This is a genomic window from Planctomycetia bacterium (assembly GCA_021413845.1).
In the GTDB taxonomy this organism is placed as follows: Bacteria; Planctomycetota; Planctomycetia; order Pirellulales; family PNKZ01; genus PNKZ01.
Map to the genome: position 1 here is coordinate 35,305 of JAIOPP010000109.1, position 23,575 is coordinate 58,879.

A 23,575-nucleotide genomic window follows, 5' to 3' on the forward strand; every position below is an offset into this window, starting at 1 on the left:
AGAAACTAGAAGCTAGAAACCAGAAAAAACAAACTACGAACAATGAACCACGAACTACGAACTCTTCTTCATCTTCCCGAGCTCGTCCCAGAGCGCTGCGCTCGACTTGATTCCTCGATGGAAATCGGCGAGGCAGAACTTTTCGTTCGGGCTATGCGTGTTGTCGTCGTTCAAGCCCCAACCAAGCAGTAGGGTATCGATTCCCAATTGATCGTGGAAGGTCGAGACGACGGGGATCGAACCCCCTTCGCGAATAAACACCGGCTTCGTGCCGAAGCCCCGCTCGATCGCACGAACGGCCGACGAGATATAGGGGCTCTCCGGATCGACGACGATCCCTCGTCCACCGTGATACGTGATCAGCTCCCTCTTCACCCCTGCCGGCAACTTCTCGGCGAGCAGCTTACGCAACGAGTCGGCGATCTTCGCCGGGTCTTGATTCGGAACGAGCCGGAAACTGAACTTCGCCGAAGCGCGAGCCGGCAAGACCGTCTTCGCCCCTTCGCCTTGGTAGCCGCTGGTGAGGCCGTTGATGTCGAACGTCGGGCGGGCGCTGCGCCGCTCGAGATTCGTGAAGCCCGCTTCTCCGTGCAAAGCATCGACGCCGATCGAGGCCATGAATTCCGTTTCATCATACGGCAGGTCGGCGTATTGCTTTCGTTCCGCAGGCCGTAAGGGAACGACATCGTCGTAGAAGCCCGGGAGCTGGATCCGGCCGTCGACATCGACCAAGCCGGCGAGCAGCTTCACCAGCGCTCCGGCAGGGTTCACGACCGCGCCGCCGAAGACACCGGAATGCAAGTCGCGGTCGGGGCCTTGCAGGATCAGCTCGAAGTAAGCGATGCCGCGCAGGCCGTAGGTGATGGCCGGCATGCCGGGCCCGAATTGCGAGGTGTCGCTCACGACGCACACGTCGGACTTGAGCTTCGCTTGGTTGCTCTTAATGAATTCTCCGAGGTGTTCGCTGCCGACTTCTTCTTCCCCCTCGATCACATATTTCAAATTCACCGGCAACTTGCCGACCGTCTTGAGCCACGCCTCGGCGCTTTTGATGTGCGTGAACATCTGACCCTTGTCGTCGGTAGCGCCGCGCGCGTAGAGATTGCCGTCGCGGCGGGTCGGCTCGAACGGGGGCGTGTGCCAGAGATTGAGGGGGTCCGGCGGTTGCACATCGTAGTGACCATATACGAGCACGGTCGGTGCGCCGGGCGCCTGGCAATGTTCGGCGTAAACGATCGGATGGCCGGCCGTTTCGCACATTTCGGTCGCCATGCCGAGCCCTCGAAACTGCGCAGCGACCCATTCGGCCGCGCGGCGAACGTCGGGTTTGCGCGTGCTATCGGCACTGACGCTCGGAATTCGCAGCAGTTCGCATAGCTCGTCTTCGAAACGGCCGGCATGGCCCGAAAGATAGTCGTCGATCGCGGTCGACATGCTCCGACTCCGGAATTTGCGGGAAACGAAGCGGCCTAATATAATGACTTCTCGCGTCTTCGGCCATGTTCGTTCGGTTGCGCTCCTGGGAGTCTCCACTTGTCGTCCGGTGTCGCTATGTTGCGGAATAGGATCGTGGCGTCGGATGCGGCCGTGGCGACGCCCGAGGTCGCCGAGCCTGCGGTGGAAGAAGTCCCTCAAGCCGCTCCGCACCAAGCGGTCGACGAAAAGAAGCCGCGGCCGAAGCGGCAGCCACGCTACCATGTCGTCCTGTGGAACGACGACGACCATAGCTACGGCTACGTGATGACGATGCTGCAGGAGCTGTTCGGCCATCCGCTCGAGAAAGGTTTTCAACTCGCGAAGGAAGTCGATGTCGCGGGGAAAGCGATCGTGCTGACGACGACGATGGAGCACGCCGAACTCAAACGGGACCAGATCAAGGCGTACGGCAAAGATCCCGACATTCGTGCCTGCAAAGGCTCGATGTCGTCGTCGATCGAACCGGCGCCGGAGTAAAGTGAAAAGTCAGAATGCAAAAGGCAAAACGGGCCGGAGCATTCCGACTCGTGTAGTGTCTCCCTTTCCGAACTTTTGCATTTTGCATTTCTACTTCTGACTTAATCTTCCATGCCATCTCTCCGCACCGCGACTCTCGGTTGTCGCGTGAATCAATACGAGACGGAGTACGTGCGGCAGGGGCTCGAGCAAGTGGGTTTTCACGACGCCGCCGAAGGGGAAGCGGCCGATGTCTGCATCGTCAACACCTGCACGGTGACCAACGAAGGAGACTCCAAGAGCCGGCACACGATCCGCCTGCTCGCCAAGCAAAACCCGCAAGCGCGAATCGTCGTGATGGGTTGCTACGCCACACGGGCACCCGACGAAGTCGCGGCACTGCCGGGCGTGGCCGAAGTCGTGACGGACAAGCGTGAGCTGCCCGACCTGCTCGGCCGCTTCGGCGTCGTCGACATTCCGACCGGAATCTCGCGCTTCGATTCGCGTCAACGGGCCTATGTGAAAGTGCAAGACGGCTGCATGCTCAGCTGCACGTTTTGTATCATCCCCAGCGTTCGGCCCGGGCTGCGCAGCCGCGAGCCGCAGCACATCGTCGACGAGGTGCGCAAGCTCGTCGCGCATGGGCATCGTGAGATCGTGCTCACGGGAATTCATCTCGGGCACTACGGCGTCGATCGCAACCAAGGGCTCGCGAAACAAAATTGGGTTCGGCTTTCGCATCTGCTCGAGCGCTTGGTCGAGGTCGACGACGATTTTCGTATCCGGCTTTCCAGCATCGAAGCGACCGAAGTTACGCGCGAACTGATCGCAGTAATGGCGCGGCACCCGGAGCGGATCTGCCCGCACTTGCATGTCTCGATGCAAAGCGGCAGCGACGGCGTGCTGCGACGAATGCAACGCCGCTGGGGGGCGCAGCGGTTTCTCGATCGTTGCCGGCTCGTGCAAGGCTCGCTCGACCAGCCGGCGCTGACGACCGATGTAATCGTCGGTTTCCCAGGCGAGACCGACGCGGAATTCAACGAGACGCTCCGCCTTTGCGACGACCTCGGCTTCTCGAAGATCCATGTGTTTCCGTTCAGCCCGCGGCGCGGAACTCCGGCGGCGACGATGCCTGCTCAAGTATCGCCCGAGGTGAAGAGTCGCCGGGTCGAGCAGTTGCAAACGCTCGCCGGCGAGTGGCGCGACCGCTACTATCGCTCGCTCGCCGGACGCCGCCTGCAGGTGCTCGTCGAAGGCCGGCTGACCGAGCGGCCGACGGTAGCTGCCGGCACCGCTTGCCGTTATGCGCAAGTCGAGATCGCGCAAGCAGAGAACGAAACTTCGCCCGCACGCAGCTCGCTCGTCGAGATCACGGCGGGCGAAGTCGTCGCAGGGCGGATCGTCGGACGGCTGGTTTCAAAGTAGCAGGCACGTTCCACGTGCCGTAGCCACGGTCGACTCGAAACGACCGAAGCCGACACCATCTCCGAACGACGCATGCGGCGGACGGCACGTGGAACGTGCCTGCTACGGAATCGGCCCGCCGACATCGCAACTCGATCTAGCCGCTCTCTGGGCTAGCCGCTCTCGGGGGCATTTGCTATTGTCCCGCCCCAAGCCGGTCGGCTCCGATCGGCGAGCTTCTCTTTTTCGCTCCTGTCGGAACTCCGCCATGCTGCGCTCTCGCTTCGCTTCGCTCTTAGTCGTCGGCTTTTCGTTCGTCGCGGCTTTCCATGTCGCTGCGGCTCCCGTGCGAGCGCAGTCGCCGCTGGATCGGCTGTCGCTGTTCAAGAAGCTCGACACGAATCCGGAGAAAGATTATCCGCTCGCCGAGCAAAACGGCCCGTGGTTGATCCTTTGCTCGACGTTCCTCGGCGAAGATGCTCCGACGCAAGCGAAGCAACTCGTGCTCGAACTCCGTCGCGATTTCAAAGTCGCGGCCTACGTGCATCAGAAGAAATGGGACTTCAGCGAACCGGTCGCCGGTCGTGGGCTCGACAAATACGGCCGCCCGAAGCAGATGCAACATGCCAACTATCAGAAGCGCGAAGAATATGCCGTGCTCGTCGGCGACTTCCCGACCGGCGACGATCCCGAAGCGAAACGCGTACTGGAAAAAATTCGCTTTGCGAAGCCGGCGTGTCTCGATCCGGAAAACATCGTGAAGGCGGGACAAAAGAACGCCCGCGCACTCTCGGGCTGGCGCGCGGCCGCCGCGCAGTTGTCGTCGAAGCCGGCCGATGTGAATCGTCGCGGCCCGATGGGCAAGGCCTTCATGGTGACCAATCCGATGATCGCCGATGAATACTTCAAGCCGAAGGGAATCGATCCGCTCGTCGAGAAGATGAATGATTCGGTCGAGCACGGCTTGTTGAAGTCCGGAGGAAAATACACCGTCAAGGTCGCGACTTTCCAGGGCTCTACGGTCTCGATGCCGAAGGATGTCGAAGCGATCGAAGCGGGCCGACAACAATTGAAAAGCCGGCTCGAACAAGCCGCGCTCAACGCTCATCTGCTCACCGTCGCGCTCCGCGCGAAAGGCTACGAGGCGTTCGAGTTCCACGATCATGCTTCCAGCATCGTGACGGTCGGCAGCTTCGCGTCGTACGGCACGCCGCGCGCCGACGGCAAGATCGAGATCAATCCCGAGATTCATCAGATCATGCAAACTTTCGGCGCCGATCGGAAGCCGGGACCGGACGGCCGAACGAAGTTCGAGCCGCAGAGCTTGGTCGGCCTGCAGTTCGACGTGCAACCGACGACGGTCGAAGTGCCGCAACGCACGATCTCGTCCGCCTACGATCGCTCGCGCGTCAGCCAACGCTGATCGTCCTGCCGGATCAGCGACGATTGCCCATCGCGAGCGGCCCCGGTATCTTGGGCCGGATGAATCCTACGCTCGTCATCGGCACCGGTAATCGCAAGAAGGGTCGCGAACTCGCGGAGCTCGTCGCGCCGCTCGGGCTCGAAGTGCGCACGCTCGCCGACTTCGCCGACGTTCCCACGGTCGAAGAAACCGGCCGGACCTTCGCCGACAACGCCGCACTGAAGGCGATCGGCTACGCCACGCAACTGCAAGCCTGGGTCTTAGCCGACGACTCAGGCCTGTGCGTCGATCGACTCGGCGGAATGCCGGGGGTCGACTCGGCTCTCTATGCGGGCAAGCACGGCGACGATGAAGCGAATAACGACAAGCTGCTGCGCGAGCTCAGCGGCGTGGCGATTGAAGATCGCACGGCGTATTACGTGTGTCACGTCGTACTCGCCGATCCGCGCGGAGCGGTGCGCTTTCGCACCGAAGACTACTGCCGCGGTCGGATCCTCGAAGCACGGACCGGCTCCGGGGGCTTCGGCTACGATCCGCTGTTCGAAGTCGTCGAATACCATCGCACCTTCGGCTTGATCGGCCCCACGGCGAAAGCCTGCCTCAGTCATCGGGCCCGCGCGATGCGCAAGCTGCTGCCGGAGTTGAAGCGGCTGTTGGCCGCCGGAGAGTGGACGTAGACGGGCATTCGATGTCGGTGTTTCACGGCTGATAACGACGACTGGCATTTCGTCCGGCGACGAATGATACTGGATGCTCCATAGCCCCCTAGATTTAGGAGTGCCACGCTCATGTCGGGTCTTCGCTCGCTGCTGATTGCGGGAACTTCTGCGTTCGCGCTCGTCCTCTCCATGGTCTTCGTTCCTCAAGCGCAAGCGGAAGAGCCCGCCGCCTGGGCCCAAGCGCATCTCGACGAATTCTTCACGCTCTATAAGCACTTCCATACGCATCCGGAACTTTCGCTGAGCGAGAAAGAAACCGCGGCTCGCGTCGCCGAGGAGTTGCGCGCGGTCGGGGCAACCGTGACGACCGGCATCGGCGGTCATGGCGTGGTCGCGATCTTGGAGAACGGCCCCGGCCCACGCGTGATGCTCCGCACCGATCTCGACGCGCTCCCGGTCATTGAGAATACCGGCTTGGTCTATGCTTCGACCGTGAAGACGAAAGACGCCTTGGGGCGCGAGACCGGCGTGATGCACGCCTGCGGACACGACATTCACATGACGAACCTCATCGCCGCAGCACGCTATATGGCCGCGCATAAAGATCGCTGGCGCGGCACCATCATGTTCCTCGGCCAACCCGCGGAAGAGCGCGTCATCGGCGCGAAAGCGATGCTCGACGACGGGCTATTCACGAAGTTCCCGAAGCCCGATCTCGCGATCGCTTTGCACTGCGATGCCACGCTCGCGGCCGGCTCCGTCGGGCATCGGCCCGGCTATATCTTGGCGAACGTCGACACGATCGATGTCGTCGTGCGCGGCCGGGGCGGACACGGGGCGTTCCCGCATACGACGATCGATCCGGTCGTCGTCGCGGCGCATCTGATCGTCGATCTGCAATCGATCGTGGCGCGCGAAGTGAAGGCGGGACAGCCCGCCGTCATCACGGTCGGCACGATCCACGGCGGCACGAAGAACAACATCATCGGCGATAGCTGCAAGCTGGAACTCACCGTCAGAAGCTATTCGCCCGAGGTTCGCAAGCAATTGCTGGAGGGTATTCGCCGCAAGGCCGACGCCGCAGCCGCCAGCGCAGGCGCCCCGAAACCGACGGTCGAAGTGATCGAAGGAACGCCCGCGACCTTCAACGACGCCGACCTCAACGCCAAGCTCGCCGCGACATTCCGACGCGTGCTCGGCGACGCGAAGGTGGTCGACGTAGAAGCCTCGATGGGGGGTGAAGATTTCGGACTCTTCCACTTAGCCGGCGTGCCGAGTTGCATGTTTCGCCTCGGAACGGTCGATAAACTCCGCATGTCGGGCTACGAACGTTTGCAACAGCAACCTCCTTCGCTTCATTCGGCGTTATACTATCCTGACGCCGAGCAAACGCTCGCGACCGGCATCACGGCCACCTGCGCCGCACTGCTCGACTTGATGCCCGCGGGCGGCGGCAAAAACGTTCCGACCGGTAAGACCGAACCCGCTCCGAAGACATTGCGCTAGTCGCGCACGCGAACGGCTATGAGAACTCGACGCAACTATATCTTCGCTTGGCTCGGCTACTTCGTGGCGCTCGCTGTTGCGCTGTATGGAATGACCGAGGCTCGCAAATGGGCGATGGTCGAGCTCGACACGCCCGAAGCACGGGCCCGACAACATGAATGGCAAATGGAAGCGAAGCTTCAGAGCGAAGGGAAGGGACCCGTTCGCCGTCGGCCGGTGAAGGCCGGCGAACCGCCGATGCTCATCTTGCTGCGCGACCACTTCGGCGCGGCCGCGGTAACGAATCTCATCGCGGTGACGGTCTTCTACTGGTTCCTCACGTTCGTCATTCGGGGCGCGCTGCAAGCGAAGCAGCGTTCCGACCGGCCGTCGGATGCCGAACGTGCTGCGGAACTACTCGCGCGAAGCTCGGAGTCGCCACGATGACCGAACCTCGAGACCCGGCAGCCGGAAATCCCGAAGCCCAAGCGAGCAAGGGACAGGGGAGCAAAGCCGCGGCGAACGTGCCGAATGCGAATCGCGACCGGCTTTCGGATGTCGTGCTCTACGATGACCCGGCCCCGGCCGCCGGCGGAGCGGTTCCGAGATCCGGCAGCTCGACGTCGCCCGGGCAGGCGCGACCTGCGAGCGCGGCGGCGACGCTCCCCTCTGGGTCGGCCCCCTCGATCGCGACCGCGCGCACGGCGACCCCCGTGCCGATCGCGTGGCGCATTTGGCCGGTGATCGATTCGGTTTGGGAGTTGCTCGGCTTATCGGCGCTGCTCGTGGCCGTACCGGTTTTGGTTTGGAGCTTGAGCGGGAGAACGGCGCTCACCGTTGCCTCGACTGCGGCGGTCGGGCTCGTGATGTGGCGCAACTTTTTGCCGACGATCTGCGAGATGAACGCGCTCGGCGTTACGCAACGGATCTTCGGCCGGACGCGGCGCATTCCGTGGCTCTCGATCGATCGCTACGTCGTCGGCCGCCGAGGCGTGTTTCTCACTTCTGCCGGCGCGCCGCTCGAACTCTTTCGCGGCCTCTACCTGCCGTGGGGTTCGCATCGCGACCAGATCCTCGCCTCGTTGCGGTATTATCTGCCGAACGCCGAAGACGCGAATTGACGGCCTGAGCGGTCGGAGAACGTACCGATTGCGCGGTCGGCGACCTCTCGACGGTGAGGCCTTTCGTCTCGATCGGCACGCCCAGCCGCTCCGCAGCGAATCGGAACGCGGTTTGCTCCCTTCGACGAGATCGCCCCGCTCTATTTCGCCCGGAGAATTTTGCCATGTCATCCCTCTTCGCAGTCGCGGTTCTCGTTACTTCGGTTTTCGCCGCCCCGCCGGCACCTGTCTCCGCGGTCAAAGCCGACGACATGTACGAAGGGCGCGTCGTCCTTTCGACGAAGGCGGCGCTGACGATCGTCGCTAAGAACGGCGACAACGTGACGTTCGCCATCGCGTCGAGCTGCAAGATCACGCGCGACGGCAAGCCGAGCAACGCCGAGATGATCGCTCCCGGCGACCGTGTGCAGATCGTCGCTTCGACGGAAGCAGGCCGAAACGTCGCAAACACGATCACGGCCCGCGGAGCCGAGCGGCCGATAGCCCAGCCGTTGTTAGCAAAGTTAGTCGCGGGCAACTAGCGACGACCTGATCTTCCGCAACCGTTAGCGCGCGTAAAAGCATGCCGCTTGATGAGGATCGTCGGGTCCGGCGATTCCTTCGAGCGGCGGCGGACTCTGACGACAGTCGGCATGCACGATCGGGCAGCGATCCGCAAACGGGCAGCCCGCGTACACCTTATCGGGCGAAGGAACATCGCCGGTTAACACGATCCGCTTCCGCACCCGTTCGACCGCGGGATCGGCCACTGGAGCCGCCGAGAGGAGCGCCTGCGTATAAGGGTGACGCGGGTTCGCATAGAGTTCCGCCGCCGGAGCCATCTCGACGATCCGGCCGAGGTACATCACGCCGACGAAGTCGGAGATGTGCCGCACGACGGAAAGATCGTGCGCGATGAAGACGTAGGCGAGGCCGAGCTTCTGTTGCAGTTCCTTGAGCAGGTTGATGACTTGCGCCTGAATGGAAACATCGAGCGCCGAGACCGGCTCGTCGCAGAAGATGATTTTCGGCCCGACGGCCAAGGCCCGCGCGATGCCGATCCGCTGCCGCTGCCCGCCGGAGAACTCGTGCGGATAGCGATTGAGAAACCGCGGGTTCAATCCGACGAGCTCCATCAAGCGGAGCGTTTCGATTTCGCGATCGCGACGGGTCTGATCGGTAAAGATCGTCATCGGCTCGGCGATGATTCGACCAACGGTCATGCGGGGGTTCAACGAGGCGAACGGATCTTGAAAGATCATTTGCATCGAGCGGCGAAACGGCATCATGGCGTTGTCGCCGCCGTGGATCGGAAGCTCCGTTCCTTCGAAGCGCACCGTGCCGGAGGTCGGCTTGATGAGATGCAAACAGGCGCGGGCCGTGGTGCTTTTGCCGCAGCCGCTTTCGCCGACGAGCCCGAGCGTGGTCCCTGCTTCGACGTTGAAACTCACCCCATCGACGGCGCGCACGAACCCACGCTCCGGCCGAAGCCAAGAGCCGCGCCGAAACGGAAAATGCACTTTCAGATTGCGCACTTCGAGAAGGGGCGGCGCGCCGGTGCGAGGAACTTTCACGGCGGAGTGATTGGCAGCAAGCTCAACCATGTAGCAACGCTCCTTGCGGCGCATCGACGAGCGGCAGGATATCGAAATGGCAGGCGAATCGGCCGTCGGTCGGCGAAGGGCGAAGCTCGGGGCGCTGGGTGCGGCAGATGTCTGCGGCGAATTTGCAGCGCGGATGAAACGCGCAGCCGCTCGGCAAGCGCGTGAGATCCGGCGGCTGGCCGGGGATCGGCTCCAAGCGTTCGCCGCGCGGCGAATCGAGGCGCGGTCGCGAACGGAGCAGGCCGAGCGTATACGGATGGCGCGGGCGGGCGAAAAGCTCGTCGACCGGCGCCTCCTCCACGATCCGGCCTCCGTACATCACGACGACCCGTCGGCAGATGTTCGCCATCACACCGAGGTCGTGCGTGATGAAGATGATCGCCATCCCTTGGTCGCGCTGGAGCTCACGCAGCAGTTCGAGAATCTGCGCTTGGATCGTGACGTCGAGCGCCGTCGTCGGCTCGTCGGCGATCAAGAGATCGGGATTGCAAGAGAGCGCCATCGCAATCATCACACGTTGCCGCATGCCGCCGGAGAATTGGTGCGGATACTCCAGCACGCGCTTCGACGCGCCGGGAATACCGACCCGATCGAGCATGGCAACGGCATGGTCGAGCGCTTGCCGGGGCGTATGGCCGAGGTGCAGCCGCGTCATTTCCGTGAGTTGCTCGGCGACCGTGAGGAGCGGATTGAGCGACGTCATCGGATCTTGAAAGATCATCGCGATGCGGCGTCCGCGAATCTTACGCAACCGCTCTGCCGGCATCGTCAACAGATCCGCCCCTTGAAACAACGCTTGGCCGGCGACGATCTTTCCCGGCGGCTTGGGGATCAGCCCCATCAGCGCGAGGTTCGTCACGCTCTTGCCGGAGCCGCTCTCGCCGGCGATGCCGAGGGTCTCGCCCGGCGCGATGGAAAACGAAACGTCGTCGACGGCGCGCACGATGCCGTCGTCGGTTTTGAATTCCACGCCGAGCGAATCGACGGTCAACAATGCTTGAGACATAGGTTCACGATCAGCGGTGTTTCAATCTCGGATCGAGAGCGTCGCGAAGGCCGTCGCCGAGGAAGTTCAATGCGAAGAGGGTCGTGCCGAGCGCTACGCCGGGGAAGACGACGAGCCACCAATCGAACTGGATCGGCGTGATGCTTTGCGTTCCTTCGTTGGCCAGTACGCCCCAAGAGACGTCGGGGGCTTGCACGCCGAGCCCCAAGAACGACAGGAACGCCTCGAAGAGCATCACGCGCGGAATCGTCAGCGTGAGGTAGACGATGATCACGCTCAGCAAATTCGGCACGAGATGCAGAAACACGATCCGCATCTTACTGCACCCGATCGTGCGCGCGGCCTCGACGAACTGTTCTTGCTTAAGCGACAACACTTGTCCGCGCACGACGCGGGCCATCGTCAACCAATAGATCGCGCCGACGACCAGAAAGAAGACGGTCATCCGATCGATGCGGTAATAAATCAGCGCCGCTTTCCATTCCGGCGTGTCGAGCACGGTGAGCAAGAGAATCACGACGAAAATAAAGGGCACGGCGTAGAGCACGTCGACGAAGCGCATCATCGCCGAGTCGACCCAACCGCCGAGGTAGCCCGAGATCGCACCGTAGGAAACGCCGATCACGAGCGACACCGCCCCGGCGACGACGCCGACGATGAGCGACACGCGCGAGCCCCAAAACAGTCGGGCCAGCACATCACGGCCGAGGTTGTCGGTGCCGCACCACGAAGTGCATTCCCAGCGACCGAAGAGCTTGGCGCGAAGGTGAGCCAGCGCGCGATCGAAACCGTTCAAGTCGCCGAAGCCGGCGGCGAGCGCCGCGTCGTCGACATTGCCGGCGTCGTCGATCCACGAAGCGGTCTGCAAGCGAAGCGGATGAAGAGTCGGCTCCGTGAATGAGCGCTGTGTGTCGACTCTGCGCGGAGCTTGCAGAGGAAACAACGGCGTGGCGATCGAGGCCGCCGCGAGCAGCACTAGGAAAAGCAGCGACCCGAAGGCCGTGCGATTGCGTTTCAGCCGCCGCCAGGCATCGCGCCCGAGCGACACGCCGCGCAAGCTCTTCGCCTCGTCGAGCATGCGAGCATAGTCGCGTGCGGCGTCGCTGGGCGCAACGGCTTCCGAGTCGGCGGGTGGTTCGCTTCGGGTCATGCGTCGAGTTTGATTCGCGGATCGAGCAGCGTGTAGAAGAAGTCGACGATGAAGTTCATCGCGCACAAGATCAACGTATAGAACATGGTCATCGCCATCGCTAAGGAATAGTCGCGCTGCGCGCACGACTCGACCAAGTGAACTCCCAGCCCGGGCAGAGCGAAGATCTTCTCTTCGATGAGCGATCCGGTAAGGATCCCGGCGGCCGCGGGGCCGATGTATGAGACGACCGGCAGCAGCGCTCCTTTGAGCCCATGCCGAATAATGACGGTGCGCGAGAGGAGGCCCTTGGCGTAGGCCGTGCGAATGTAGTCTTGCGAGAGGACGTCGAGCATGCCGGTGCGCGTCAGCCGTGCGATGTAGGCCGCGTAGGGGAGCCCGAGGCAGATCGTCGGCAAGACGAGTTGCTGCCACGATCCCCAACCGGCGGCGGGAAAGATCGGAATGAGAAACACGAACATAATGATCGCAAGGCCCGCGACGACGAACTCGGGAAGCGAAATGCCGACCGTGGCGATCGTCATCAGGCCGACATCGAAGAGCCCGCCGCGGCGCACGGCGGCCGTGACGCCGGCAAAGATGCCGAGCGCCAAAGCGAAGATCAGAGCGGCGAGGCCGAGCGTGGCGGAAACGGGAAATCCTTGCGCGATGATCTCGTTGATCGAGAAGTCGCGAATCTTCATGCTGAGCCCGAACTCGCCTCGGCAGTAGTTGCCGAGTTCGAGAGCGTACTGAACCGCGAGCGGCTTATCGAGGTTGTAGCGGCGATCGAAATTCTTCTTGATGTCGGGATCGAGGGCCCGATCGCTGCTGAACGGCCCCCCGGGAACGGAATGCATCAAGACGAACGTGATCGTGAAGACGACCCAAAAGATGAGCAACGTCCAAAGCAAGCGCTTGATGAGGAACGCGATCACGGCGCGCCCTCGCCGACCGGCATTCGCAGCCCCGTGATTTTCACATCGCGTTCCGCCGCGCGCACGCGCGCCTTCGCCGCTTGATCGACCGAAAGCGCCCACAGCGGATGTTCGTCGCGGAGGTTCGAGTGGAAGCCATGCACGTAGGTCTGCACCATGTCTTTCGAGACGTAGTAGTAGATCGGCATGATGGGCATCTCGCGCATGAGAATCTCTTCCGCATCGTGGAGAATGCGCATCCGTTTGACGGAGTCTCCTTCGGCGGCGGCGGCTTCGATTCGGGTCGGCGTAGTCACCGATCCAACTGGCTCGGGCCGTTTGGTATTCGCCGAGACGCACGGTATCGAGAAACGTCCCCCATTCGAGATTGCGCAGCCCGACGTCGATGCCGAGCGTGCGCTTCCAACGGTCTTGAATCAGTTCGGCGATCGCCTTATGAGTCTCTTGCGTGTTGTAGAGAATGTCGAACGCCGGGAGGCCGCGCCCGTCGGGGAAGCCGGCCTCGGTGAGCAAACGTTTCGCTTCAGCGATATTCTCCGGGGCGCAGCGGCCCGGCTCGTAGCCGGCGAGCCCCGGCGGCACCAAACTGTTCGCTGGAATCTGACCGGTGCGCGTCACCTTCTCGACGATCTCGCGGCGATCGATCGCCATCGACAAGGCGCGGCGAATGCGCGGATCGTCGAACGGCTTCTTGCGAACGTTGAAGCGATAGAAATACGTCCCCAAGATCGGCTTCGGATGGTATTGGTCGGGGCGTGTCTTCATCAAGATCGGCGCGGCCGGGGCAGGGACATCGGAAATCCAATCGGTGGCGCCGGTCAGATACATATTCAACATCGTCGTCCCACCTTCGACGGCCAAGACGTCGACGACGTTGAGCTTCACTGCCGAGCGGTTCCAATAGTATTCGTTCTTCACGAGCCGAACGCGGTCGCGAATGCGCCGCGCCTGCATGTTAAACGCACCGTTCGAGACGAGGTTTTCGGCGCGCGTCCATTGCGGCGAGCCATACGTTTCCAGGCACTTCCGATTCACCGCCGATAAAGGGTAGAAGGCGATGATATCGAGAAAGAACGGCGTCGGGTTTTCAAGCGTGAGGGTGAGGCGATAAGGATCGTCGGACTTGATGCCGACGAGCTCGAAGCTCGGCATGACCCAAGCGCTGCGCTCGATTCCCGTATCGACTCCGAGGAGCTTGTCTTCGCTCGAAAACTTCCGCAGCCGGCCGGCGATCTCGACGTGGAAGACTTTTAAGGGTTCGTCTTTGGTCGGGCCGTCGCGCAGTTCCAGTTGCTTGAGCACACCCCGCAAGACTTGCCCGCGAACCGTGTTGGGAACTCCCTCGGCGCGCGGAAGCTCGACTTCGACTTGCTCGCCGACCTCGGGCTTCAGCGTGGTGTAGCGCTTCGCATTTTTCACGTACCAAAGTTGGTAAGCGTATTCGGCGGTGGTTTCGGCAAGGAGAAACCTTTGAAACGAATACACAAAATCTTCGGCCGTGAACGGGGAGCCATCCGACCAACGGGCATCGCGGCGCAGATGGAACGTGTAGGTCTTCAGATCGGGAGAGATCTCCCAACGCTCGGCGACGCCCGGAATCGGCTTGAGCGTCTTCGGATCGCGACGACATAGGCCCTCGAACAGCGCCTCGACCACGCGTCCCTCGGGCTGGCCGGTTACCGTGGCTGGGTCGATCGTCTTGATATCGGTGCCGTTGCAGAAGGTGAGGTCGGCCGGAGGAAGTCGCTCGCGCGAAAATGTCCAGCCGACGACTGCAATCAACAGCATCACAAGGGCGAGCGGAAGTATCCTACGTCGGAACATAGGCGTTGACGCGCTAGGTAGGCGAAGCGAGGCAGGAGCACGAACTGCCGTCATGGTAACGGTTGCTACGGATGAATCTACCTGAAGAAGGGGTGGATGCCGGCGCTCGCAGAGGAGACGAATCAACCGTAATTTGCGCAAAATTATATAGAATGTAACGTCGGGGCTCTTTTATACGTTCCCTATGTTCGCTAGAATGCGAGGGACCCGAAAGAGACCGAACGGACGCAAACGGATCACATCAACGTGCGGCATTCGTCGCGAGGTGCTTCCGCAGCGGCTCTTTCTCCTACGACGCTCCTCGAGTTCGCGTGAACCCACGTCTTTATCCGCTCACGCTTCGCCGCAAGGCAAGAAGGATGCCATGATCACTATGACTGCTCCCGAAGGAAACCATACCGTCGCTATGTCGGCACCTCAAGTACCCGACGAGTTGATCGCCGACTTGGTGAAGGTCTTCAAGCTGCTCTCCGATGAAACTCGGATGCACATCTTGATGTATCTCACCCGGACCCCCGAACTGCACGTGCGGGCCTTGTGCGACTTGCTCGGCCAAAGCCAACCGGCCGTCAGCCACCACTTGGCGCTGTTGCGTTCGGCCCAACTGATCGAACTGCGCCGCGAAGGGAAGCACAATTTCTATCACCTCGTGCCGCAGCGCTTCCAAGAAGTGCTCGACTTGGTCTTCGCCCACATCCCGGCCGAGAACCGCCGGATTCGGTTCGAAGATTACGTGCTGAGCTACCAGCCGCAACGGTAACACAGCCGGCTGTAACGATACCGACTGCAACGCTTCGGCGGTTTCGCCGACGTTGCGAGGCAGAGTACAATCTACGACGGTCGCGCAGGATTTTATCCTGTGCGACCGTTTTTTATTGCCGCCGTTTTGCATTTTGCTTTCTAAGTTTTGAGTTTCCCGTGCCTTTCGTCCAACAACGCCACAAAGCCCTGGTGCCGCTCGAACGCCAGCGCGAGTTGGTCGTCGCCTGCGCGCCGCTGCGAAGTAATATCAACCTGTCACGCATCGTCCGCACGGCCGGATGCCTGGGGATCAAGAAGGTGATCGCCTGCGGCGCGGCGCGGGTGATCGAGAAGATCGCGCGCAACAGCGTCGACGACGACGGCGGCAGTCGCAAGGATGGGGAAGGGGAGGAGGAGTTGAGCGGCGTCGAGATCGAAGTCCATCGCACGTTGCCGCCGGTGCTGCGCGACCTACGCGCGGCCGGTTATCAACTCGTCGGCCTCGAGCAAACGACCGATTCGACCTCGATCTTCGACTTTCGTTTTGACCGGAAGACGGCCCTGATCGTCGGCAACGAACGCTCGGGCCTCGACGAAGACGAGCTGCGTCTGCTGCATAAAGTAGTCGAGATCCCGATGTATGGGCTGCCGCATGCTTTGAATGCCGCGACGGCGACGGCGATGGCCCTCTATGAATACTGTCGCCAGTTTCCCAGCGGATGAAGCTTCCAGCGAGTGGCAGCCGCGGGAAACGGCAGAGTCCGCGATCTTCGTACGTCTGACTAACTACGTGGGATCCTTTGCATCGGCTTTGCGTGCCGAGGCCGCTTCGTAGATTCGCTTGAGCTTCGTAATCTCCGGGCCGGCGATTCTTTGGCCGCTGCAATCGGCGAGCACGCGCTCGATCTCGCGCGAGAGCCGGCCGCTGAGGGGGCCTTCGGCTCGTTCGACATCGTCGATCATCTTCAGCACGCGCTTCATCAAGCCATCGATCATCGGGCGTTTCTCGTTTCAAAATCGTGGAGGTCGCAAAAAGCAAGCCGATTACGGACCGGTAACCGGGGTTCGCGCCGGGGGGTCGCTCGCGGGAAACGACTCTTCCGATGCCTCCTCGACGACGTCGAACGGTTGCGCGGTTTTGATCTTAGACATGAGGATGGTCACTAAGAGCGAAGAATCTACGATCCCTTTGACGGCATGCGGTTGCGACTCGGAGAGATGAATCACGTCGCCTACGACGAGCTCTTGCGTATGGCCGTCCGTGGTAAAGGCGACTCGGCCGTCGAGACATTGAATGACGATCTCGCCGGGCGTTTGATGCGTGGGAATTTCCTTACCCGCCGGAAGGACCAAACGAATAAGCTCCAGAGCGTCGGTCTTCGCCAAGGTCGCTGTTTTTGTCGTCGCCAACGCCGAGCCCAACGGCCCGACTTTCATGATCTCGCCGGAGCGCGCATGAGGAATCGCCATAAAATCCCTTCCCTTGGTTTGCGAGGAGGTGCGCAGGTATTAGAACAGGAACGAGCTTACCGGCAAACGAGTTGCAGCGGGCGCGCGTTCGTCGCCCGACCGCGGTCCTTGACCCCTTTCGGAACTCGTTTAGACTATTGAGTTTGGCTCGTTACCGTCCGTCTTTCAGTGAGAATGTTGCCGTGCCTGGAACTTGCGTCATCGGTTTGCAATGGGGCGACGAAGCCAAGGGAAAGATCGTCGACCTGCTGACCGAGGACCACGAGATCGTCGTCCGCTATCAAGGCGGAGCCAATGCCGGACACACCGTCGTCACCGGCGGACAGACTTATAAACTGTCGCTCATCCCGAGCGGCATCTTGAATCCCGATGTGCGCAACATCATCACGGGCGGCGTGGTGTTGAACCCGCCGAGCATCCTCGCCGAGATCGACGGCCTCGTCGAGCGCGGAGTTCGGGTCGACCGCAATCTGATCATCAGCGATCGGGCTCACGTGATCTTCCCGTGGCACTTGGAAGAAGACCGACTCACGGAAGCTCGCAGCAGCAGCCAGGGTGACGAAGCGATCGGCACGACGCAACGAGGCATCGGCCCTTGCTATCGCGACAAGGTCGGCCGGACGAACGCCTTCCGCCTCGGCGACCTGTTCCGCGAGGGCTTCGCCGAGCGCGTGCAGAAGACGACTGCCGAGAAGAACATCTTACTGAAGACGCTGGTCAAAGACGGCACCGCTCCGCAACTCGATGCCGTGAAGATCATCGCCGACTATGCCGCTTACGGTGCGCGGCTCAAGCCGTTCGTCGCCGACACGACTTCGCTCTTGCTTGATGCCGTCGAAGCCGATGTGCCGATGCTCTTCGAAGGAGCCCAAGGGGCGCTGCTCGACGTCGATCACGGCACCTACCCGTATGTAACGAGCAGCAACAGCTCGGGCGTCGGCATTTCTTCCGGCAGCGGCGTGCCCGGCGCGTTCTTCAAGCGGATCATCGGCGTTGTGAAAGCATACGGCACGCGCGTCGGCGGCGGGCCTTTCCCGACCGAGCAAGACAACGACCTCGGCCAACATCTGCGCGATCGGGGCAACGAATACGGCACGGTCACACGACGTCCGCGGCGCTGCGGTTGGTTCGATGCCGTCGCGGCCCGCTACACGGCGCGGCTCAGCGGTGTGACGACGCTCGCGGTCATGCTGCTCGACGTGCTCAGCGAAGTCGACGAGATCAAGGTCTGCACGGCCTATGAGATCAACGGCAAACGGGTCGATACGTTCCCGAGCCATGTCGACGACCTGCGCGACGCCAAGCCGATCTACGCGACGTTCCCCGGCTGGCAGCAAGACATTTGCGGCGTGCGCCGCTGGGAAGAACTCCCGGAGAACGCGCTGAAATACATCGCCGGCTTGAGCAAGATCTTGAACCGTCCGGTCGAGATCACCTCGGTCGGTCCGGACAGAGCGCAGACGATGTTCGCACCCGGCGCCTGCTGGACCCCGGCGACGTTCGTGCATAGCTAACTATCGAACCTCCGTCGTTCGCCGATCTTTCGCAGACGAATTCGTTGTAGACGATTTTTTTGCAGACAATGGAGTCGCCGCGAGTGACGCAATCCTTGGCCGAACAAGACTCCGCACTCGCCGACGTTCCCGCCGCTCGCCGGCCGCAGCACATCGCCGTGATCATGGACGGCAACGGACGCTGGGCGCAGCGCCAAGGCTTGCCGCGCATCGAAGGACATCGGCGCGGCGTGGCGAGCGTGCGCGCCGTGACGGAAGAATGCGCTCGGTTGCACATGAAGCAACTGACCCTCTATTGCCTCTCGAGCGAAAACTGGAAGCGGCCGCAGCAGGAACTCGATTTCTTGATGCACTTGCTGGAGCAATACCTCGTCGAAGAGCGCGCGACGCTCCTGCGTGAGAAGATCCGGCTCACCGTGATCGGCCGGCGCGAGGGAATTCCCGACTCGGTGCAAGCCGAGATGGACCGCACGATCGGCATGACCGCCGGCCATACGGGCCTGAATCTTTGCTTGGCGATCAACTACGGCGCTCGAGGCGAGATCACCGACGCCGTGCGCAATATCGCGGCAGCCGCCCGGCGCGGAGAGCTCGATCCGACGACGATCGACGAAGCGCTGTTCGAGAAGTATCTCTACACGGCAGGAATGTCCGACCCGGACTTACTGATTCGCACGGCCGGCGAGATGCGCTTCAGCAACTACTTGCTGTGGCAGATCAGCTATGCGGAGTTTTGGGTTACGGAGCGCTGCTGGCCGGAGTTTCGTGAAGAAGATCTGCACGCCGCGATTCGCGACTATGCCGCTCGCGACCGTAAGTTCGGCGGTTTGAACAACGCGGATCTGCTAAGCTGAAAGCCGCTGTAAGGCGCGCGATTTCGCGATCTCTCCTTCTCCCTAAAGTCTCAACATGCTCCGTTGGCGGCTCTTACTCGGTGTCTTCTTCATCGCCGTCGTGGCGGGGCTGGCGTGGGCCGACCTCCGGCTTCAGACCGACGCAGCGCAACCGCCCGGCGTTTTGCTCCTGCCGCTGGCGCTCTTGATCACACTCGCCGCTACGCAGGAATTCCTCCGCTTCGTCCGGACGCGCGAACCGCTGGCCGGCCGGTTTGTCCCTTATGTCGGCAACGTCGCGATCGTCGCGGCACCTTGGCTTGCGACATGGCTCGGCTACGCCGCTTTCGCCGGAGATTGGCAAGCGACGGCATTTGCCGGAGCCGTGATCGGGGTGTTCCTGTTCGAGATGGCGCGCTACGACAAAGACCGCTCGCAGCGCGTCGCCGAACGGATCGCGCTGTCGATCGCGAACCTCGCCTATGTCGGGCTGCTGATGAGCTACATCGTCCGGCTCCGCTTGTTGCCGTACGGGATCTTTCCGATCGTCTCGATGCTGATCGTCGTGAAGCTGGGAGACATCGGAGCGTATACGTTCGGCCGGTTGCTCGGGCGGCGAAAGATGGCTCCGAAGCTAAGTCCCGGCAAAACGGTCGAAGGGTTGTTGGGCGGGGTGGCGTTGTCGGTGGTCGGGGGGTTGGAGTCGGCCCATTGGTTCGGCATCGACTTCGCCGCCGACCCTGCGGCCTTAATCGCGTGGAGTTCGTATGCCGTGGTGGTGTGCCTGATCGGCGTGGCTGGCGACCTCGCCGAATCGCTTCTCAAGCGAGATTACGGGCTGAAAGACTCGAGTGCCTGGCTCCCGGGCTTCGGCGGCGTGTTCGATATGATCGATTCTTTGCTGCTCGCGGCTCCGGTTGCCTGGGTGTTTTGGCAAGCCGGTTGGATCGGCCCGGCCCGATTGCTCGCCCAACCATGATTGAACCAGTAGCGAAAACCAACCGCCGCTCACGCGAAACCTTGGCCGCGTCCTGCTGTAAGCCTTTTTCCAAAAAAGAGTTGCGCGATTCCGAGCGGCGGCGCATCTGGTGCTAAGCCGTGTGGAATACTATAAAGATCGGCGAACTGGTTCGCCTGGGAGCCTGGAAGCGTTGCGAAAGTGCGACGCCTGTGAATGAGCGAAGCTAGTATCTCCGTTGATGATCCGCAGGCTCTGCTGCTGTTGTTCGGCCCGCGCGATCAGCACCTCCGGCGCATCCGCGAGGCCCTCGACGTTCGCATCGCCGGCCGCAACGGTCGGATCTACATCGAAGGGGCCGAACAACCGGTTGCGAAAGCGACCGAGATCTTCGAGCAACTCAAAGCCACGGCCGCGCAGTACGGCAACGTCGACGCCGCCGATATCGAACGGGTGCTCAACGCCGTCGCAGGGATCGCTTCCGCCAATAGCGCCTCCGGCAACGGGTCGGGCTCCGGCTCGGTCGTCAATCTGCCGGTAATCGATGTCTTCAACGCCGCGCGTAAAGTGCAGCCGAAGACGCTCGGGCAGGCGAAGTACATGCGCGCGATCCTCGACCACGACATCGTCCTGGCCGCCGGACCGGCCGGCACCGGCAAGACCTACTTGGCCGTCGCGATGGCGGTCGCCGCGCTCAAGGCCGAGCGGGTGAAGAAGATCGTGCTGGTGCGACCGGCCGTGGAAGCGGGCGAGAGCCTCGGCTACCTGCCCGGCGACATGCAGGCCAAGATCAATCCGTATCTCAGGCCGCTGCTCGATGCCCTGCGCGAGATGATGGACTACGACATGCTCAAGCGTCTGCAAGAGCAAGACGTGATCGAAGTCGTGCCGCTCGCCTATATGCGCGGCCGAACCTTGAACGACGCCTTCATCATTCTCGACGAAGCGCAAAACGCGACCAGCGCGCAGATGAAAATGTTTCTCACGCGCATGGGACGCAACTCGAAGATCGTCGTCTCGGGCGATATGACGCAGGTCGATCTTCCTTCGCATACGCAAAGCGGCTTGGCCGACGCCATGCGACGCCTCGGCGGCATCGACGGCCTCGCGCTGGCGACCCTCACCGGTTCCGACATCGTGCGCCATCGCCTCGTGATGGAAATCGTCCGCGCTTACGAAGAAGGGCCTGTCGGCAAACGACAGAAGCATAGCTAAGCCATGTCGACCGGCGCTAAAAAGAAACGTGGCAGCAGTCGGGTCGCACCGCTCGACCTTCCGCCGAGCCGGCTCGCGCGGAGCCTCATGGCGTTGCAGCGTCCCGACGTCATGCTCCGGCTGATGATGTGCTTCGCCACGGCCGTCGCCATCTGGGGCATCAGCAGCGCGTGGGCGCCGGCCTTTACGTTTCGCGAGAACTACGTGCCGGTGCGCGACGTCATGGCCCGGGTAAAATTCGCGCGGGTCGACGACGTGAAAACGAAGGAGCTTCGCGAGAACGCCTTCAAGCAAGCCCCTTACGTCTATACGCAAGACCCTCGCGACCTCGATTTGCGCCGCGCCGATTTGAATCTCTTGCTCGATGAAGTCGCGGCGAGCGATAAGCTGGCCGACCTGAAGCCCGACACCTGGAAACAATTTCAACTTCCTGCAACCGGATCGGCGACGTCCGGTTCAACGACGTCCGGCACCACACCGGCTCCCGCCGCGACACCGGCCGAACTCGAAAAACAGGCCGACGACTACAAACAGTTTCATTCGACGCTCATCGCTCTCGGCGACGCCGAGAAGCGCAAAGCGGCGCTCGATGGTATTTTCGGCCCACTCAAAACGCGCGGCATTCTCACCGCGATCCCCGATCTACACGGTGATCGAAATCGGGAAAAGATCCTGATCTATCCTGCCGGTCGGACGAAGGAGTATTCGCTCGTCCCGCTCGACGTGCCGCTGACTTCGGTCCTATTGGGCGACGGCTCGGCGGTGAAGACGTTGATTCGCGAACAGCTGGGCAACTCGACTCTTTCGGATCGAGTCACGGCTTGGCTGTTGCCCAAACTGAAGTCGACGTTGTCGCTCGATGTGGTCGATAGCCTAGCGCGACAAGAAGCGGCTCGCGACGCCGTCGAAGTGCAAGAAGCGAAGTACGCCTCCGGCACGTTGCTTGCGCCGGCCGGGGTGCCGATTACGCCCGAGGCGCTGAATCTGCTCCGCCTCGAATACGACGCCTACATCACGCAGCTGCCGATGCCGCGCCGGCTCGAGCGATCGCTCGCCGTGTTTTGCATGATCTTCGCGCTGTACGTGCTGTGCGGCTATTACATGTTCTATCGCGAACGGCGCTTGCTGAGCGACTTGCTCGTATTCTGCACGATGCTCGCTTCGGCGATCGGCGTGATTGCGCTCGTGCATTGGACGACCGCCGACCCTTGGCGCGCCGAGCTCATTCCGCTCCTGCTGTTCAGCATGACGTTCGGCATCGCGTACCATCGCGACGTCGCGCTCATTCTTTCGACCTCGATGGCGATCATCGTCGCGATGACCGGCGGCGAAGGGCTCGGCGAGTTCATCGTGTTGATGGGAACCGTCGCGACCGCGGTGTTGCAGCTCGACACGATTCGAACCCGCGGCAAATTGATTCGTGTCGGCTTGGTTTCGGCGATCGTGGCGTTTCTCCTCTCGCTCGGCATGTCGCTGTTCGACGATCAACCGCTCGGCGAAACGATCCTGCGCCACGCCGGCCGCAACGCGCTCTGGACCTTCCTAACCGGTTTCCTGATGACCGGCCTGCTGCCGTACATCGAGAAGCTGTTCGGCGTCCTTACCGATATCAGCCTGCTCGAGCTCGGCGATCCTTCGCATCCGCTGATGCAAGAGCTCGTCCGTCGCGCGCCGGGCACCTACAACCACTCGATCAACGTCGCTTCCATCGCCGAAGCGGCCGCCGAGCAAATCGGTGCGCGAGGTTTGTTGTTGCGCGTCGGAGCTTATTTCCACGACATCGGCAAGATGCTCAAGCCGAACTACTTCGTCGAAAATCAAGGCATGCAAGCGAGCCGGCACGAGAACTTGCTGCCGGCCATGAGCACGTTGATCATCATCGCGCACGTGAAAGACGGGGCCGATCTCGCGCGGCAGCATCACTTGCCGCAACCGATCATCGACTTCATCGAACAGCATCACGGCACGACGCTCGTCGAGTATTTCTATCGCCAAGCGAGCAAGAAGAGCGAAGAGAATCCCGAGGTCGGCGAAGTGCAGGAAAGTTCCTATCGCTACCCGGGCCCTAAGCCGCAAACCGTCGAAACGGCGATCCTGATGCTCGCCGACTCGGTCGAAAGCGCATCGCGCTCGTTAGTCGAACCGACCCCGTCGCGTATCGAAAACCTCGTCGAACAGATCGGCATGAACAAGCTGCTCGACGGCCAATTCGACGAATGCGGCCTCACGCTGCAACAGCTCCGCGTCGTCGAGGACAGCCTGATCAAGTCGCTCATCGCCGTCTATCACGGCCGAGTCAAATACGCCAGCACGGCCTCGGCGTAAATCGCCGGCCGCTGC

General features: G+C 61.9%; 22 protein-coding genes. 15 read left to right on the forward strand and 7 right to left on the reverse strand.

Annotation, left to right across the window (positions count from 1 at the left end):
- Positions 1–54 precede the first annotated feature (54 nt).
- Complete coding sequence (locus tag K8U03_19800; protein ID MCE9607135.1) at positions 55–1,434, reverse strand: dipeptidase; 1,380 nt, start codon at positions 1,432–1,434, stop codon at positions 55–57.
- Positions 1,435–1,551: 117 nt separating this feature from the next.
- On the opposite strand from K8U03_19800, the gene K8U03_19805 reads away from it, so the two are divergent.
- The 8 genes from K8U03_19805 (at position 1,552) to K8U03_19840 (ending at position 8,545) form a co-directional block, all read left to right on the forward strand.
- Positions 1,552–1,953 (forward strand): ATP-dependent Clp protease adaptor ClpS, encoded by a 402-nt coding sequence (locus tag K8U03_19805; GenBank protein MCE9607136.1) that lies wholly within the window; start codon positions 1,552–1,554, stop codon positions 1,951–1,953.
- 111 nt (positions 1,954–2,064) lie between these two features.
- Positions 2,065–3,357 carry a tRNA (N(6)-L-threonylcarbamoyladenosine(37)-C(2))-methylthiotransferase MtaB gene (gene mtaB, locus K8U03_19810; GenBank protein ID MCE9607137.1) on the forward strand — a complete coding sequence of 431 codons (1,293 nt, stop codon included), beginning with the start codon at positions 2,065–2,067 and terminating at the stop codon, positions 3,355–3,357.
- Positions 3,358–3,604: 247 nt separating this feature from the next.
- Positions 3,605–4,759 carry a hypothetical protein gene (locus K8U03_19815; GenBank protein MCE9607138.1) on the forward strand — a complete coding sequence of 385 codons (1,155 nt, stop codon included), beginning with the start codon at positions 3,605–3,607 and terminating at the stop codon, positions 4,757–4,759.
- 59 nt (positions 4,760–4,818) lie between these two features.
- Positions 4,819–5,436, forward strand: coding sequence for a non-canonical purine NTP pyrophosphatase (locus tag K8U03_19820; protein ID MCE9607139.1), 618 nt, complete (start codon positions 4,819–4,821; stop codon positions 5,434–5,436).
- Between the two features lie 111 nt (positions 5,437–5,547).
- Positions 5,548–6,924 carry an amidohydrolase gene (locus tag K8U03_19825; GenBank protein ID MCE9607140.1) on the forward strand — a complete coding sequence of 459 codons (1,377 nt, stop codon included), beginning with the start codon at positions 5,548–5,550 and terminating at the stop codon, positions 6,922–6,924.
- Between the two features lie 18 nt (positions 6,925–6,942).
- Positions 6,943–7,350, forward strand: a complete 408-nt coding sequence (locus K8U03_19830; GenBank protein ID MCE9607141.1) for a hypothetical protein — start codon at positions 6,943–6,945, stop codon at positions 7,348–7,350.
- Positions 7,347–8,024 carry a hypothetical protein gene (locus K8U03_19835; protein MCE9607142.1) on the forward strand — a complete coding sequence of 226 codons (678 nt, stop codon included), beginning with the start codon at positions 7,347–7,349 and terminating at the stop codon, positions 8,022–8,024. The genes K8U03_19830 and K8U03_19835 overlap by 4 nt, the downstream gene beginning before the upstream one ends.
- A gap of 164 nt (positions 8,025–8,188) precedes the next feature.
- Positions 8,189–8,545, forward strand: coding sequence for a hypothetical protein (locus K8U03_19840; protein ID MCE9607143.1), 357 nt, complete (start codon positions 8,189–8,191; stop codon positions 8,543–8,545).
- 24 nt (positions 8,546–8,569) lie between these two features.
- Here K8U03_19840 and K8U03_19845 read toward each other — a convergent pair whose 3' ends face one another.
- The 4 genes from K8U03_19845 to K8U03_19860 are packed head-to-tail and all read right to left on the reverse strand — an operon-like array spanning position 8,570 to position 14,468.
- Positions 8,570–9,607, reverse strand: a complete 1,038-nt coding sequence (locus tag K8U03_19845; protein ID MCE9607144.1) for an ATP-binding cassette domain-containing protein — start codon at positions 9,605–9,607, stop codon at positions 8,570–8,572.
- Entirely contained in the window at positions 9,600–10,613 is a 1,014-nt protein-coding gene (locus tag K8U03_19850; protein MCE9607145.1) for an ABC transporter ATP-binding protein, read from the reverse strand. Before K8U03_19850 ends, K8U03_19845 begins: the two co-directional genes overlap by 8 nt.
- A 10-nt stretch (positions 10,614–10,623) precedes the next feature.
- Positions 10,624–11,763: an ABC transporter permease gene (locus K8U03_19855; GenBank protein MCE9607146.1), complete on the reverse strand. Its 1,140-nt coding sequence runs from the start codon at positions 11,761–11,763 to the stop codon at positions 10,624–10,626.
- Positions 11,760–14,468 carry an ABC transporter permease subunit gene (locus K8U03_19860; GenBank protein MCE9607147.1) on the reverse strand — a complete coding sequence of 903 codons (2,709 nt, stop codon included), beginning with the start codon at positions 14,466–14,468 and terminating at the stop codon, positions 11,760–11,762. The genes K8U03_19855 and K8U03_19860 overlap by 4 nt, the downstream gene beginning before the upstream one ends.
- Before the next feature lie 409 nt (positions 14,469–14,877).
- On the opposite strand from K8U03_19860, the gene K8U03_19865 reads away from it, so the two are divergent.
- Together K8U03_19865 and K8U03_19870 are read left to right on the forward strand one after the other, a co-directional pair.
- A complete protein-coding gene (locus tag K8U03_19865; GenBank protein ID MCE9607148.1) occupies positions 14,878–15,264 on the forward strand; it encodes a metalloregulator ArsR/SmtB family transcription factor in 387 nt (128 codons plus the stop codon).
- Positions 15,265–15,422: 158 nt separating this feature from the next.
- Positions 15,423–15,968, forward strand: a complete 546-nt coding sequence (locus K8U03_19870; protein MCE9607149.1) for a TrmH family RNA methyltransferase — start codon at positions 15,423–15,425, stop codon at positions 15,966–15,968.
- A 63-nt stretch (positions 15,969–16,031) separates the two neighbouring features.
- Here K8U03_19870 and K8U03_19875 read toward each other — a convergent pair whose 3' ends face one another.
- Both K8U03_19875 and K8U03_19880 read right to left on the reverse strand, forming a co-directional pair.
- Positions 16,032–16,241: a hypothetical protein gene (locus K8U03_19875; protein MCE9607150.1), complete on the reverse strand. Its 210-nt coding sequence runs from the start codon at positions 16,239–16,241 to the stop codon at positions 16,032–16,034.
- A gap of 48 nt (positions 16,242–16,289) precedes the next feature.
- A complete protein-coding gene (locus tag K8U03_19880) occupies positions 16,290–16,715 on the reverse strand; it encodes a cupin domain-containing protein (GenBank protein ID MCE9607151.1) in 426 nt (141 codons plus the stop codon).
- Positions 16,716–16,897: 182 nt separating this feature from the next.
- Here K8U03_19880 and K8U03_19885 point away from each other — a divergent pair, with 182 nt between their 5' ends.
- The 5 genes from K8U03_19885 to K8U03_19905 all read left to right on the forward strand — a co-directional run bounded on the left by K8U03_19885 (position 16,898) and on the right by K8U03_19905 (position 23,560).
- Complete coding sequence (locus K8U03_19885) at positions 16,898–18,229, forward strand: adenylosuccinate synthase (protein MCE9607152.1); 1,332 nt, start codon at positions 16,898–16,900, stop codon at positions 18,227–18,229.
- Positions 18,230–18,297: 68 nt separating this feature from the next.
- Entirely contained in the window at positions 18,298–19,083 is a 786-nt protein-coding gene (locus K8U03_19890) for an isoprenyl transferase (GenBank protein MCE9607153.1), read from the forward strand.
- Positions 19,084–19,138: 55 nt separating this feature from the next.
- A complete protein-coding gene (locus K8U03_19895; GenBank protein MCE9607154.1) occupies positions 19,139–20,041 on the forward strand; it encodes a phosphatidate cytidylyltransferase in 903 nt (300 codons plus the stop codon).
- 195 nt (positions 20,042–20,236) lie between these two features.
- Positions 20,237–21,235 carry a PhoH family protein gene (locus K8U03_19900; GenBank protein MCE9607155.1) on the forward strand — a complete coding sequence of 333 codons (999 nt, stop codon included), beginning with the start codon at positions 20,237–20,239 and terminating at the stop codon, positions 21,233–21,235.
- Positions 21,236–21,238: 3 nt separating this feature from the next.
- On the forward strand, positions 21,239–23,560 hold the full coding sequence (locus tag K8U03_19905) for an HDIG domain-containing protein (protein ID MCE9607156.1): 2,322 nt from the start codon (positions 21,239–21,241) through the stop codon (positions 23,558–23,560).
- Positions 23,561–23,575: the final 15 nt, after the last annotated feature.

Coding starts and splice junctions, on each gene's coding strand:
- K8U03_19800 (MCE9607135.1), bottom strand. CDS start 1,434: ATGTCGACCGCGATCGACGACTATCTTTCGGGCCATGCCGGCCGTTTC.
- K8U03_19805 (MCE9607136.1), top strand. CDS start 1,552: ATGTTGCGGAATAGGATCGTGGCGTCGGATGCGGCCGTGGCGACGCCC.
- mtaB (MCE9607137.1), top strand. CDS start 2,065: ATGCCATCTCTCCGCACCGCGACTCTCGGTTGTCGCGTGAATCAATAC.
- K8U03_19815 (MCE9607138.1), top strand. CDS start 3,605: ATGCTGCGCTCTCGCTTCGCTTCGCTCTTAGTCGTCGGCTTTTCGTTC.
- K8U03_19820 (MCE9607139.1), top strand. CDS start 4,819: ATGAATCCTACGCTCGTCATCGGCACCGGTAATCGCAAGAAGGGTCGC.
- K8U03_19825 (MCE9607140.1), top strand. CDS start 5,548: ATGTCGGGTCTTCGCTCGCTGCTGATTGCGGGAACTTCTGCGTTCGCG.
- K8U03_19830 (MCE9607141.1), top strand. CDS start 6,943: ATGAGAACTCGACGCAACTATATCTTCGCTTGGCTCGGCTACTTCGTG.
- K8U03_19835 (MCE9607142.1), top strand. CDS start 7,347: ATGACCGAACCTCGAGACCCGGCAGCCGGAAATCCCGAAGCCCAAGCG.
- K8U03_19840 (MCE9607143.1), top strand. CDS start 8,189: ATGTCATCCCTCTTCGCAGTCGCGGTTCTCGTTACTTCGGTTTTCGCC.
- K8U03_19845 (MCE9607144.1), bottom strand. CDS start 9,607: ATGGTTGAGCTTGCTGCCAATCACTCCGCCGTGAAAGTTCCTCGCACC.
- K8U03_19850 (MCE9607145.1), bottom strand. CDS start 10,613: ATGTCTCAAGCATTGTTGACCGTCGATTCGCTCGGCGTGGAATTCAAA.
- K8U03_19855 (MCE9607146.1), bottom strand. CDS start 11,763: ATGACCCGAAGCGAACCACCCGCCGACTCGGAAGCCGTTGCGCCCAGC.
- K8U03_19860 (MCE9607147.1), bottom strand. CDS start 14,468: ATGCTGTTGATTGCAGTCGTCGGCTGGACATTTTCGCGCGAGCGACTT.
- K8U03_19865 (MCE9607148.1), top strand. CDS start 14,878: ATGACTGCTCCCGAAGGAAACCATACCGTCGCTATGTCGGCACCTCAA.
- K8U03_19875 (MCE9607150.1), bottom strand. CDS start 16,241: ATGATCGATGGCTTGATGAAGCGCGTGCTGAAGATGATCGACGATGTC.
- K8U03_19880 (MCE9607151.1), bottom strand. CDS start 16,715: ATGGCGATTCCTCATGCGCGCTCCGGCGAGATCATGAAAGTCGGGCCG.
- K8U03_19890 (MCE9607153.1), top strand. CDS start 18,298: ATGGAGTCGCCGCGAGTGACGCAATCCTTGGCCGAACAAGACTCCGCA.
- K8U03_19895 (MCE9607154.1), top strand. CDS start 19,139: ATGCTCCGTTGGCGGCTCTTACTCGGTGTCTTCTTCATCGCCGTCGTG.
- K8U03_19900 (MCE9607155.1), top strand. CDS start 20,237: ATGAGCGAAGCTAGTATCTCCGTTGATGATCCGCAGGCTCTGCTGCTG.
- K8U03_19905 (MCE9607156.1), top strand. CDS start 21,239: ATGTCGACCGGCGCTAAAAAGAAACGTGGCAGCAGTCGGGTCGCACCG.